The sequence below is a fragment of the Synechococcus sp. W60.3 genome (assembly GCF_047502615.1).
Lineage (GTDB): Bacteria > Cyanobacteriota > Cyanobacteriia > Thermostichales > Thermostichaceae > Thermostichus.
The window spans coordinates 88363-101463 of sequence record NZ_JANSHJ010000003.1 but is presented as its reverse complement, the minus strand read 5'-3'; the positions used below and the strand labels follow the sequence as shown (position 1 = coordinate 101463).

9 protein-coding genes and 1 tRNA gene are annotated in these 13101 nt (G+C 61.3%); 2 read left to right on the top strand and 8 right to left on the bottom strand.

What is annotated here, in order from left to right; genetic code table 11:
• Positions 1 to 56 precede the first annotated feature (56 nt).
• Entirely contained in the window at positions 57 to 1973 is a 1917-nt protein-coding gene (gene ftsH / locus NW846_RS02025) for an ATP-dependent zinc metalloprotease FtsH (protein WP_011431525.1), read from the bottom strand.
• A gap of 229 nt (positions 1974 to 2202) precedes the next feature.
• Here ftsH and NW846_RS02020 point away from each other — a divergent pair, with 229 nt between their 5' ends.
• Positions 2203 to 2676 (top strand): hypothetical protein, encoded by a 474-nt coding sequence (locus NW846_RS02020; RefSeq protein ID WP_011431524.1) that lies wholly within the window; start codon positions 2203 to 2205, stop codon positions 2674 to 2676.
• On the opposite strand, the gene NW846_RS02015 is transcribed toward NW846_RS02020, so the two are convergent.
• Entirely contained in the window at positions 2673 to 2924 is a 252-nt protein-coding gene (locus NW846_RS02015; RefSeq protein ID WP_011431523.1) for a ferredoxin-thioredoxin reductase variable chain, read from the bottom strand. The two genes, NW846_RS02020 and NW846_RS02015, sit on opposite strands and share 4 nt — an antisense overlap.
• A 778-nt stretch (positions 2925 to 3702) precedes the next feature.
• Here NW846_RS02015 and NW846_RS02010 point away from each other — a divergent pair.
• Positions 3703 to 3906: an RlpA-like double-psi beta-barrel domain-containing protein gene (locus NW846_RS02010; protein ID WP_168173328.1), complete on the top strand. Its 204-nt coding sequence runs from the start codon at positions 3703 to 3705 to the stop codon at positions 3904 to 3906.
• Between the two features lie 59 nt (positions 3907 to 3965).
• On the opposite strand, the gene NW846_RS02005 is transcribed toward NW846_RS02010, so the two are convergent.
• The 6 genes from NW846_RS02005 to NW846_RS01980 all read right to left on the bottom strand — a co-directional run bounded on the left by NW846_RS02005 (position 3966) and on the right by NW846_RS01980 (position 13056).
• Positions 3966 to 4178 carry a hypothetical protein gene (locus NW846_RS02005; RefSeq protein ID WP_049749797.1) on the bottom strand — a complete coding sequence of 71 codons (213 nt, stop codon included), beginning with the start codon at positions 4176 to 4178 and terminating at the stop codon, positions 3966 to 3968.
• Between the two features lie 189 nt (positions 4179 to 4367).
• Positions 4368 to 4973 carry a precorrin-6Y C5,15-methyltransferase subunit CbiT gene (gene cbiT / locus NW846_RS02000; RefSeq protein ID WP_011431520.1) on the bottom strand — a complete coding sequence of 202 codons (606 nt, stop codon included), beginning with the start codon at positions 4971 to 4973 and terminating at the stop codon, positions 4368 to 4370.
• A 158-nt stretch (positions 4974 to 5131) separates the two neighbouring features.
• A tRNA-Thr gene (locus tag NW846_RS01995) sits at positions 5132 to 5204 on the bottom strand.
• Positions 5205 to 5286: 82 nt separating this feature from the next.
• The gene (locus NW846_RS01990; RefSeq protein ID WP_011431519.1) at positions 5287 to 6903 is read right to left on the bottom strand and encodes an apolipoprotein N-acyltransferase; all 1617 of its coding nucleotides are present in this window, start codon (positions 6901 to 6903) and stop codon (positions 5287 to 5289) included.
• 112 nt (positions 6904 to 7015) lie between these two features.
• Positions 7016 to 7654 carry a DUF305 domain-containing protein gene (locus tag NW846_RS01985; RefSeq protein WP_414346209.1) on the bottom strand — a complete coding sequence of 213 codons (639 nt, stop codon included), beginning with the start codon at positions 7652 to 7654 and terminating at the stop codon, positions 7016 to 7018.
• Between the two features lie 140 nt (positions 7655 to 7794).
• A complete protein-coding gene (locus NW846_RS01980; RefSeq protein WP_414346211.1) occupies positions 7795 to 13056 on the bottom strand; it encodes a response regulator in 5262 nt (1753 codons plus the stop codon).
• Between the last annotated feature and the right edge of the window lie 45 nt (positions 13057 to 13101).

The following is a 13101-nucleotide window of genomic DNA, read 5'->3' as shown; positions in this document are numbered from 1 at the left end:
GATCCCCGCCCTCCTCAGGCGAAAAGGCAGGGATCCCTGGCCTGTGTCCATGGAGACTAGGCACTAGCGTTGAGGGTTATCGGGAAGGTCAGCGGCTCCGGCTCCTCCTCAGGCGGTAGCATCACCACCTCCGAGCTGTCGATGATCGCTTGCAGCTCTTCCCCATCAATGGTTTCGGCCTCCACCAAGCGGCGGGCGATGCGATCCAAGAGGGCGCGGTTTTCCCGGATCAGGTAAGTGGCCCGTTGGTAGGCCTCATTCACCAGACGTCGCACCTCTTCGTCGATGAGGGCCGCCGTCTCCTCGGAGAAATCCCGCTCTGCAGCGATCTCACGGCCTAGGAAGATATTGGCATACTGGCGTCCCAGGGCCACGTTGCCCAGGCGGTCGCTCATGCCAAAGCGGGTGACCATGTTGCGGGCAATGCGGGCCACCTGCTGTAGGTCGCTGGCTGCCCCCGTGGTCACCTCCGCCTCGCCATAGACCACCTCCTCTGCCACCCGACCCCCCAGGGCGACGGTCATCATGTTTTTCAAGTGGGCACGGGTGGTCAGGCCCATGTCATCATCGCTGGGCATGAACCAGGTGAGGCCGCCCGCCTGGCCGCGGGGAATGATGCTGACCTTTTGAATGGGATCGTAGTTGGGCAAGAGGGATCCCACCAGGGCGTGTCCTGCCTCGTGGTAGGCCACCAGCTCCTTGCGCCGCTCGCTCATGAGGCGATCCTTCTTCTCTGGGCCAGCCAACACCCGATCCACGGCGTCGTTGATCTCGTCCATCGAGATCTCGGTGAGGTTGCGGCGGGCCGCCAAGATGGCCGCTTCGTTGAGTAGGTTGGCCAGGTCTGCGCCGGTAAACCCAGGGGTGCGGCGGGCCAATTTCTCCAGATCCACATCGGCGGCCAAGGTTTTGCCGCGGGCATGCACCTTGAGGATCTCCAGGCGGCCCTGGAAGTCGGGGCGATCCACCGTCACTTGGCGGTCAAAGCGACCGGGCCGCAGCAGCGCTGCATCCAACACATCGGGGCGGTTGGTGGCGGCGATAACGATGATGCCGGAGTTGCCCTCAAAGCCGTCCATCTCGGTCAGCAACTGGTTCAGGGTTTGCTCCCGCTCGTCGTTGCCACCTCCTAGGCCGGCTCCCCGCTGCCGACCCACGGCATCGATTTCGTCGATGAAGACAATACAGGGGGCATTTTGCTTGGCCTGCTCGAACAGATCCCGCACCCGCGAGGCCCCCACTCCAACAAACATCTCCACAAACTCAGAGCCAGAAATGGAGAAGAAGGGCACACCCGCCTCTCCGGCCACAGCGCGGGCCAACAGGGTTTTACCTGTACCTGGGGGGCCGACCAGCAACACCCCGCGCGGGATCCTGGCGCCCAGAGCGTTGTACCGCTCGGGGTTTTTCAAAAAGTCCACCACCTCGGCCAGCTCCAACTTGGCCTGGTCAACACCAGCCACATCGTTGAAGGTAACCTGAGTTTTCGGCTCCATCTGCACCCTTGCCCTCGACTTGCCAAAGTTGAGCGCCTGGCTGCCAGGGCCGTTTTGGGCTCGGCGCAACAGGAAAAACAGGCCAAGCAGCAGCAAGACGGGCAGGAAGAAGGTGCTGAGGATGCGCCCCAGCAGACCCTCCTCCTGAACCGGGCGCACCGCCAGCTCCACCCCTTGCGCAAGCAAGGTGTTCTCAAACTCGGGGGTGAGGGGAGGCAGGTTGACCAGCACTTGGGTGGCGCGGTTGTTGATTTCCGCCTCGGCAATGGCAATTTGGCGACCATCGGGGGCGATCTCGACCAAGACTTTGCTGACCTCGCCCCGTTCTATGCGGCTCATCAGGTCGGAGTAGCTGATCTCCAGACGCTCAGCCGGACGGGTGCCGAAGAAGGTTGTGGCCAGCGAGATCAAGACAATGGCCAGCAACGCGTACAATCCGGCGCTTCTCCATTTTTTGTTTTTACCTTTCTGACTCACGGAAGCGTTTCCTCCCAAAGGGTGCTTTTTATCGAACTCACAGATGGCATCTGGGGTCGAGTGGATTCTTGCAACGATAGACTATTAATTAATATTAACCCGGCTGAGAGGCCGGGGAGAATAGCCGAAGATCCGCAGGATCGCGCACTTTTGTCAACGGGCTTGCGGCTAGGATCGGGGGCGAAAGGGCCGCACTCCCCCTCTCTCCTTGGTTTTCTAGGGAATCCCCATGCTGACTCAACTGCGCCAACTGAGCCTGGCTGCCGACGGACGCTACCTCAGAGATGAGGAGATGCAGTTCATGGAGAGCTACCTGGCCTCCTTTGAGCTGCGCCTGGGCGCCTATCGCAAAATCCAAGCGGCGGAAGCCCAGATTGTCGGCGAGGTGGAGGCGAAGCTGCGCGCTCTGGATCCCTACTTGCTCATGCGAGGGGTGGAGGATTTCCGCAACAAATGGAGAGCCGACACCGTGCGGGTTTTGCGCCTCTCGGCTTTGGCCATGCTCCTAGACGATGAGCAGCGCTACAAGGAGCGATTTCTCTACTGGTTTCAGACCTTGATGCGGGCCTTCCGCACCCAGCGCAGTTGTGAGGCTACCTACCGCTTCTTGCAAGAGGTGATAGCCAAGTACCTCACCCCCGCGGAGTTTGCTTTGATCCAGCCGATTCTGGAAACCAACCGTACCCTGCTGGGTCTCACCTAGGCCGCAGGCTCGGAGGAAGGGCTCGCCTCGATCACCTCCAGCTCGTCGGCCTGGAGGTGGGCGCGGAACTTATTCCCAAACTGCACCTGAAAGGGAAAATTAGCGCTGATCGGGCGGCCGTTCCAGTCTTGGATCACAGCCGTCACTTCTCCCTCCATACCTTTGAGGTCAAAAGGTTGATTGCGATGTTCCGGGTGGTGATAGACGATCACGCTGGTACGCACCCGCACTCGATCTCCGACTTTCATCACACACCATTACACGGCGCTGTTAGGAGCCGTGCCCTCCAACCGTTGAACGTTAAAAACTTGCAATACCCTAGGTTGGCATTTTGCCATAGCTGCTTGCCAGGAGCGACCTCCTGCAAACTCACTCGATTGGTTGCTTTCAGCCGCACGCCCCGCTCACCTCGCTGCCAGGGGAGTGTGGCTTCGCCGCTTGCTACCCACCGTCTGGCGGGGCTGGGTTTGATTAACATCAGGGGGGTTTTCCCATCCACGGCAAACATAGGTACCAACACGGCTGTAAGCTCTTCTGTGTACGCCCCCTCGCCCCTACGGAGGTTTCAGGCTGGGGGAGAACCTGTAACATGTTTTGGGCCGCTGGGCCTAGATCCTCTGCTTGCCCTCCGGCGTTCCTTGCGAAGCTTGGCCAGGCTGTTCTCGCGCCTAGCTTGCCGTTGCGATGCTGGCATCGCTACTCCTGCCAATTGCTAACCAAGTGCCTCCAGCCCGCTGATGCGATCAGTCGCGGCACTTGGCCTCCTGAAAAGGCAGCCCACCCCAGGAGCCTGCTGGAAACACTCTAGCTCAGCCCCTAACGAAGACTGCGGAATGTAGAGAACTATGTAGAAATTGATACAGTGGTTTGCATTTCTCCGGGATCCCCTCGCCCTTGAGGAGCCGCGCCGGCTTCTGGGAGCATTGCCCCAACCCAAGCCCACTGACTTCAGCCGAAAGATCCCTCTGCGGAACCTGGGATCCGTGGGGCTCATCAGTGTATTCCCGGACACGTTTTTGGGAGACTTTGACCAATTCTGAGGATCCCAGGCCTAGAGTGGTGGTGGATGTTCTGGCTCGGGGCCCTTTTGTTCGCGGTCGAGATCTGGATATTTCGACGGCTGCCGCTCGCCAGCTGGGCATTTACGAGCAGGAAGTGGCGAAAGTAGAGGTGCCTCTACTGCCTCCCCAAGAAGTTCCTCTCTCCGGCGTTTTGATGAGCCTAAGGTAGAAATTGCTGGGCAAAAATAACTACTAGAATCGGCTCCCGATGGGGAGAATCTGCCCAGGCTAAATGCCTGAAGATTTGCTGGGCTGGTTTTCTGCTTCTTGTCTGCGGCGATCGCCAATGCCGCAGTCGCCGCAGCATTCGGGTCGCTTGAAGTCGTCCCAATGGATGCAGGCCCGGCAGCCCTTCAGCATTTCCGGCCAGCGCTCTCGAATTAGCAGTTGTCGCAGCCTCACTTCTCGTGATTCGGGAAAGGGGTGTTGCAATTCATCCATGGCCCTGGGATCCGCAGCTCTCTGTCTCTGGTATAAGGGCAAATGAAAGTCTGCAATCTAGAAATATCGGCATAGCTTAAGGTTTGTGCTTTGCCGATCTCCAAAGAGGGCTTGGGCTAGCCCAATTTTCTTGAGCCCATTACTTTGCGAAGGGATTTGCAAAAAATATAAACGGATTTCTTACAAGATTTAGCTGGATTTTTCCCCGCTTAACACAAAGGTGGGATCCAGAGGCAGCAACAGTTGGCTGCGACCGCGGTGTTCCAGGCGGTTCACAGCTGATTGGATCACCTCCACATGATGAGCTCGCACGGCAGCCAGCCCGGCAGAGAGGCCGTAGAGCCCCTCCAGAGAGTTGGTGGTCGCCACAATCCTGCCGTTGGGTTTGAGATGGTTCCAGGAGGCCTCCAGGATCTCCCGTAGGGGATGGCCACCTTCGATACAGATGCGATCGGGGGGCGGAGAGAGCTGATGCAAGCAATCGGGGGCGGTGCCCTGGATTACTTGCACGTTGTTGAGGCCGAATTTCTCGCAGTTGCTCTCGATCAAGCTGACCACCTCGGCATCGCGCTCAATGGCAATCACGCGAGCGCGGGGGCAGAGAATGGCCGCTTCGATGGCGATGGTGCCTGTCCCGGCGCCGATATCCCATAGGCAGTGGTCTTCTCCCAGGCGCAACTGGCTCAGCACCAGCACGCGTACCTCGCGGGGGCTCATCGGGATCCCCGGGATCCGCTCAAAGGCGGAGTCCGGGATCCCTGGGGTGCGATAGGGCCAAGAGAAGGGGGTTGCCATTGCCAAAAACCGCTGCCGGGGAAATGGCCATACTTCTCAGCATAAGGCGAAGCCCCGACCAACTGGCTACGCTCTTCATGTCCCCCTCCTGGGAGAGGGGATCCCCGCGCTAGGCCAGCCTAGGTCAGTAGCCCCGTGAGGGCCGGACAAGGCTCCAAAGCTGATGATCGGACTCGAACCGATGACCTGCTCATTACGAGTGAGCTGCTCTACCGACTGAGCTACATCAGCAAGGGTAAGCAATTCCGCATCCCTTTGTTCAGCCAGTTCAGCAGCGCAAACTGGGAACGCGGGACGGGAAAGCTGACTTAGACTATTGATGCTCACCAATCTTAGCGCATCCTTGCCCTGCTCGGGATCCCCAGGCCGTCAATCCTAGAGAAAGACCTAAGGTTAACCAGGCCAGCCAGTCGCCTGTGCGCGTGTAGAAGGTTACCTGGGATTGCCGCCTGACCTCTCCAGTCACCACTCCGCGCTGAAAAATCGGGCCCACCTGCTGGAGTCGACCTGAGGGATCCACCACCAGGTTGCCGCCGGTGTTGTTGACAAAGACCACGCTGCGCCGGTTTTCGACCGCCCGGAAAACCGAAAGCCGGCCGTGGAGCATGGGCCAGTGGCTGTTGCCAAACCAGCTATCGTCGGAGATCACGATCAACGACTCTGCTCCATTGCGGGTCAGAGTTCGGCTGGGGGCGGGCAATACACTCTCCAAGCAGATCATCACCCCCAAAGGCCCAAACAGCTCCCCTCCCGCCAGCGGCCGATAGCCATCTGGGGAGGGCGCGTAGCGCCCCGACTCAAAATAGGGGAAGATCCACTGCTTGCCAAACCAATCCAGCACTTGGCCTTGGGCGTTGAAGAAGAGGGCGGTGTTGAAAAATCGCTGCTCCTCCTCCGGCAGGTGGGCTGTGCGGGGATCCGGCTCCGTGGCCCCCGTAATCAAAGCCCCTTCTGGGGGGAGGATGGCTCGCATTGGCTCGATCACATGGGGTTGCAGGGGGGTGTTCAGCAACCGGGCCCGCAAGGCTCCTTCCGGCCAGATCACCAACTGCGCCCCCTCGGCCACCGCCTGGGCCGAAAGCTGGTGCAACTCCCGGTAGCGCTGGCTGCGGTACTCCCAACTGCGATCGGCTTCCAACCAGGCCACCTGCTGCACCGTCCCCACGCGAAAGCTGGGATCCCCTTCCGCCGCCGCTAAAACATCAAAGTAGGCCAGCCGCAGGCTGCCATAGGCCAAGACCAGCCCCCCCAGACCTAAGCCGCAGGCCAGCGTGCGCCGGATATCCGGGTTCTCGGCCCCCGAGCAGGATCCCTCTGCCCTCCATTGGCAGCGGAGCTGCTCGGCCAACTGCCAAACCACGCCATTGACGAACACGGCAAAAAAGGTCACTCCCCAGATCCCGGTGAGATCGGCAATTTGGATCCCCAGGGGCCAGTCAAAGAGCAGGGATCCCCAATGAAAGGGGATCGGCCACCAGAGCAGGCCCAGCAGCCCATCCAGGCCTGTCCAGACCGTGGCCAGGCCCAGGGGACGTGCCCAGGGGGGGAGGGGCCGGCTCAGCGCCAAGCTCAAGACCGTGGCTGTTGTGAAAAACAGAGGGATCAGGGGAGCCACCACTGCTCCTCCCAGGATCTCCCAGGCGCTGAGCACTTGAAGCGAGAAGGGATCCACCCAGAAGGCGTACAGGCACACGCAAAACCAGAGGCCATAGGCCAAACGCCACTGCCTCCAACCCTGTTGCTGTTCGCAAAGGTAAAACAGAGGCGCTAGGCCCAGCAGCGCTCCCGGAAACCAGTGCAGCCAGCGGTTGGGGGATCCCAAACACAGCAGCAAAACGGCCAGCCCCGCCAGCCAGCGGGATCTCCACTCTGGGCGAAGCGGTGGGAGCAAAGCCGGGTGTTGAGGGAAGGAGGGCAGCTCTAGGGCCATTGGCAATGCAGGGGAATCCTCTGAGTGCTGCGGGCAGCCGCAAGAGCCGGCCTTGCTCGCATCCCATCATCTTTACAGAGCCTGCTGAGGCCTGCAAACGATCCCAGCGGCCCTAGCGCGGATACCACCGCTTTTGCCAGGCCCGCATTTGCTCAATCTCCGCTTGCTGGGTAGTGACAATGGCTGTTGCCAGTTGCCGAATCTCGGGGCACTTGGATTTTTCCAGAGCCTCTCTAGCCATGACCAGGGCTCCTTCGTGGTGCTGGATCATTGCTTGCAGGAAGCGCAGATCGAACTCAGGGTCAGCGGCTCCCAGGTCGGTATCCATGCGCATAGCCGAGATCATTTCTGGAGTCATGGCCATCTGGTGGCCCATCTCTTCATGCCACATGACGGGCTCCTGGGGAGCTAGCGGGTACCAGCTCAGCCGCCAGTCTTGCATCTGCTTGATTTCTTGGCTTTGGGCGACCCCAATGGCCCTGGCCAACTGACGAATTTCCCGCCGCCGGGATTTTTGCAGGGCTTCTGTGGCCATGCTCACCGCTCCCTCGTGGTGGAGGATCATCGCATCCAGAAACCGCAGTTCGAAGGATTCGTCGGCAGGGCCTAGGCCTAGCCGATGAGCTCTCTGGATTGAGAGCCCCCCCTTGTTCTCATGAGCAGTTGCCTCTAGCCCCAGCTCCCTGGCAAGCCAGGGATTGCCCAGGACAAACCCACCAGCCAGGATGAGAGCACAGACAGTCAGGCGCATCGCCACTTCTCTCCGAGGACAACAGGTCAATATCCTACGCCTTCCAGCCCCCTCTGGAGTCAAACCCTTTGGCGATCCTGGCGCCAGAGTGGGATCCCTTAGCTTGGTGCCTCCATCTGGGCGCCCCTGGCGTCGCCAGTTCAGGAAGTGGGGTTGGGTGCCAACAACTGCTCCCCTTGCAACATGCGAGCGGCAGCGCTGAACAGCTCTTCCTCCAAGTAGGGCTTGGTGAAGTAGGCAGTGGCTCCCAGCTCGCGGGCTGTCTGCCGGTGCCGTTCTGCCCCCCGTGAGGTGAGCATAGCTACTGGAATATGCCTGAGGTTGCTGTCTGCCCGTATGCGGGAGAGCAACTCCAAGCCGTCCATGCGCGGCATCTCGATGTCGCAAAAGATGAGATCGCAGCGCAAGCCACCGCGAAGCTTTTCCCAGGCGTCCTGGCCATCGCGGGCTTGCTCCACCCGGTAGCCCACCTTTTGAAAGGACATGGAGAGCAGTTCCCGCACTGCAATCGAGTCGTCCACAATGAGCACCGTGGTTTGATGGGTTTCCTCGGCACGTGGCTCCGCAGCGCGACGCTCCGCCCAGAGGCGGCTGAGATCGCGACGGCGGCCTTGGGCCATATCTACCAGTTCAAGGACGTCAGCAATTGGCAGCACGCGACCATTGCCCAGCACCGTTGCCCCAGAAATGCCAGGTGGTTTGGGCACAGGCCCGCGCAATTGCTTGATCACGATTTCCTGCTCTTCCACAAAGCTGTCCACCTGCAGGGCAACGTACTGGCCGGCACTTTGCAGGACGACGATGGGCAGGATGCCCTCCTCTTGGGCGATGCTGTAGACCTCTGAGCGGCTGCGGCTGTGGCTGCGGCTGTAGGACAACAGATTCGAGAGGGGCTGGAAGGGAAGGCGTTGATCCCGCCAGGGAATGGAGGGCCGCCCTTGTTCATCCGGCTGCACCTCGTCGACGGGAACATCCAGCATCTCCTCCACACCGTCGAGGGGGAAGGCGATCAGGGCTTTGTCGCTGACACACACCATTGCCTTGGAAATGCTCAGGGTAAGCGGCAGGCGGATGGTGAAGGTGGTGCCCTTGCCGCGCACGGAATCCACTTGGATGCTGCCGCGCAGATCGGTGATGTTGCGGCGCACCACGTCCAAGCCAACCCCCCGCCCGGCCAGATCGTCCACCTCGCTGGCCTCGCGAACGCTAAAGCCGGGGTGGAAGAGGACGTTGAACACTTCTTCTTCGGTTGCCTGCTCTGACAGCAGCCCCAGCCTTTGCGCCTTGGCCTTGATTTTCTCCACCGGGATGCCGGCACCGTCGTCGGCGACGACGATGATTGTCTGGTTGCCCTGGTAGAAAGCTTTGACGGTGATCTTGCCTTCAGGGGGCTTGCCCAAGCGGCGCCGCTCCTCAGGGGGCTCGATCCCGTGCACCAGGGCATTGTTCACCAGGTGGGTCATCGGGTCGGAAAGCTCTTCCAGGATGGCCTTGTCGATGAGGGTGTCGCGGCCTTCCACCACCAGGCTGGCCTGTTTGCCCGTTTTGATGGAGAGGTCACGGACGGCGCGGGGCAGCCGGTCGGCAATTTGCGAGAAGGGCACCATGCGCGCCCGGTTCAGGCCTTCTTGCAGTTGGGTGGTGACCTGGCGGAATTGGCGGGTGATCTGCTCTGCCTCGTCCACCGCAAACTCGATGTCGGAAGAAGACTCGCGCACCCGCACGATGAGCTCAATGATCTCCTGAGCCAGCGTGTGGAAGGCCGTAAACTGATCCATCTCCAACTTGTCGAACTCTTGGCCTATGGAATGACCCACCCGTCCCCGAGGGGATTCCTCGCCGTTCCGACCAAACCCCACCGTTGCCGCGCTGCTGCGGCTGGAGAACAGCGCCGCTTCTAGCAACGAGCGGTCGTACTGATCCCGCATGCGCTGGCCCAGCTCCCCTAGCTGTTGCACCCGGCCCAATAGGCCATCCAGAAACTGGCGCAGGCGAGTTTGGTTTTGCTCCATGCTGTTGCGGATGACCACCAGCTCTCCCACCAAGTTGTTGATGGAGTCGAGGTGGCGCACCTCCACCCGCATTACAGGATTGCTGAGGGCAGATCGCCGTGTGGTCGGTGCTGTTGGGGTAGCCGGTGCCGTGGGGGCGGCTGTTGCTGGGGCGGCGACAGCGGGCGGAGAAGGCGCCGGCGCTGCTGCAGAGACTTGGGGGGCGACCTCGAGATCGCCTAGGAGGGATTCCAGTTGGGCTGCGAAATCGTCGGCGACCTCGCCGCTCACGGCTGTAGGGGATCCCACAATGGGAGCGATGACCTCCTCTAGCTCAGGGGGCACCGCTGGTTCGGCGGCATCGAAAAGGGCGGCCAAATCGTCCAAACTTGGGGCAGGAGAGGCTTCCGGCGCTTCTTCCTCCAAAGGCTGTGTCTCATCTGGGGAAACAGTCGCGCTCTGGGCAGCCAAGAGCTCATCCTCCGCGAACAGGCTTTCCAGTTGGCTGGCCAGATCGTCCTCTGCTGGCTGGGAAGCTCCGCCTTGCTCTGCTGCAGCTACAAGTGGTTCTGGCTCAGGCAGAGTCACTCCCTCCAGACTGCTCCCTTGCAAAGCCTCTGCCTCGCCCAGGAAAGTGGCCAGATCTGAGGGGATCGCTTCCTGGGCAGCCTCCCCTTCTGCAAAGAACCGGCTCAACTCATCCAAATCCACCTCGCCATCCATGGCCGAGAGGGATCCGCTGGTTTCTAAGCTCAGTGCTTCGGTAGCGGGCTCCTCGGCAAATAGAGCCTCGAGGCGGTCGAAGGCCTCCGCGGGCTGGCCCTCAGGATAGAGAGCTTCTTCCTGAACCGGGAAGAGGTTCTCCAAAAGAGCCCAGTCCTGGGCCTGTGCCGCATCCCCCGTGCCCGGGGCATCCTCCAGCGTCTCCCCGGCGAAGAGATCGGCTAGGCTCAGCTCGGCCCCCAAGTCCGGGGTTTCCGCCGCCGTCGACTTGTCGGAAGGGGCCAAGAAGCTCTCCGCCGCAGCGGCAGGTTCGCCGGGCGAAGATTCTTCGGCGAAAAGGTCTTCCAGTTGCTCGACTGCGGCAGAGTCGGCAAGGTCAGAAGAGGGTTGAGAAGCCACCTCGAAAGAGGGGGAAGGTTCGCCTGCTTCTTCTGGGCTCCACCAAGCCTGATCCGCCGCCGAGACAAGGCTCTCCAGGCCGCCTTCAGCCGCAGAGTCCAAAGATGTCAGGGATCCCGTCTCATCGGGGACAGAAAAGTCCCCCGGCCAGATGTCGGCGGGGAACTCAGCCCACAAGTCTGCGGCCGCCTCCCCATCCCCAGGCTGGAGGGACGGAGACGGCTCCTCTGCCCAAAGATCCGCTTCCGGCCCGCTGTCGGGAGCAGCCCCAAAGTCAGGCAACTGAGACAGCTCCTGCAGAGGAGAGCTCTCTACTGCCAGCTCCTCGAGCTCGAACAAGGCTTCCACTCCGACACTTGCAGCTTCGTCTGCAGCCGAGGCTTCCTCGGGGCTTTCCGCAGCGACTTGGGCCGCCCGCTCCTGGGCGGGGACATCCCAGATGGCCTGGCTGGTTTCCTCGGCTCCTGTCAGCTCGGCAGGCTCGACAGGTGACAGCTCTGCCGCCGCTTCGCCCATTACTTCGGCAAACAGCTCCGCCAAATCCGTTTCCGCTCCCCCCTCTTCTGGGCTCAGCTCCTCAAGCGCCTGCGAAAAAGGCTCGGGGGAAGGAGGGATCAGCTCCGGCGGCGGCTCTTCAATATCGGATAGCTGCTCTGCGTTGGCAAACAGCTCGTCAAAGGCGGCGGAGGCTTCTGCTTCCAGGCTCAAAGGAGGGGCGTCGAAATCGCCTGAGCCAAAGCTCAGCCTATCCTGGAGCCAGCCGCGGGCTGCTGCGGCTTCTTCTGGCGCGGCGACGCCCTCTTGGGCAAGGTCGGCGGCTGCTTGCCAGTCTTCCTCTGGCAAAGCCTCGGTGGACATCTCCGGCCAGCTCAGCCCTGGGCCCTCCTCGCCCGCCAGAACGCTGTCCATCTCCAAAGTGGACGGCGGCTGTTCGGCCAGCAGATCCCAGGCCGCCTCCTCCGCTTGCAGGGTTGCTTCGACGGGGATCGCCTCTCCTGGTTCAGGTTCTTCTTGGCTCCCATCAGGGGCAGAGGATTCTTCTGCCGGGATCCCAGCAGCGGCCCAGTCCGCTGGGGCAGGCGTGCTCTCGGGTTCGAGGAAGAGCGGCTCTGGCTCCTCAAGGGCCGGCAGCACAGGGCGGAAGGCCAACAACTCAGCGGAGGGCTGGATGGTCTGCGCTGCTCCGCTGGCCAGAGCTTGGTGAGCCTGTTTCAAATCTCTCAGAACCGGCAGAGCCAGTTGCCGCAAATCCTGGGCAGGATCTGCCAGGATCTCGCCAATCAGGCGGGCTAGGGCCGTCCAGCCGCCCAGATCCACACCTTCGGCCTGTCCCACCTGCTGGAGCGATTGGGCCAAGCTTTGCAGGGCAGGCCGCGTTGCCGGGTCGTCAGGACGCTTGAACAGCTCCAGCATCTGGCGCAACAGGGCCGGGATCTGCTGGTGAACCACCACCTCCAAAGGATCCGGCGGCAGAGCGGGAGCCGCCGGGCGAGCCAATTGCTGCAATTCCGCCGAGGCCGTCACCTCTTCGGCCCTGCCCGCCAAGATAAGCTGCTGCCCCTGCTTCAAGTCTCGCAGGGCGACCAACGCCAACGTTCGCAGATCGGCGTCGGGGTTGCCCAGGGCTTGCTCGAAGGTTTCTGTGAGCTGCTGCCAGCCCGCCAGATGATGGGCTTGCCCGATCTGCTTGAGAACGGCATTTGCCTCCCGCAACTGCTCGCGAATGCCCGGCTGATCCCCTCGCTTGAACAGCTCCAACATCTGCCGCAATTGCTGCGGCACCACTTCCGCCATCTCTTGTTGTAGGGTGCGGGCCGCCGGCGGCGGGGGGGCAGCCGGAGCAGAGCTAGCGACAGGGCCAGCGCCGAGAAGGCTCTGAATGTAGTTTTCAGTCTCCTGAAAAACCGGCTCCAGTTCCGCCAGCGTCGCGTTGCTGAACTCCTGGGTGAGACCGCGAGGGCTCTGCAGCTCGTCCAACAACGCCGCCAACCCATCAAAAACTCGCAGCAGCAGCGTCTCCAAGTGCTGATCCACCGGCACTTCGCCCGGGCGAGAGCGAAACACGTTGAAGAAATCCTCTAGGCGGTGGGCAGTCCGCTGAATGCTGGCGAGGGCCAGCATGGCCGCTCCGCCTTTGATGGAGTGGGCAGCTCGGAACAACTCGTTGATCAGCTCAGGATCGCTCACGCTGTCCCGCAGGCTGAGGAGCCCTTGCTCGATCGTTGCCAAGTGGTCGCGGGCTTCTTCGATAAAATAACCGAGGATCCGCTTTTGTGCTTCTTCATTCATGGCAGGAGGTTCCTCCTACAGCCCACAGGTACTCATATCAGTAGT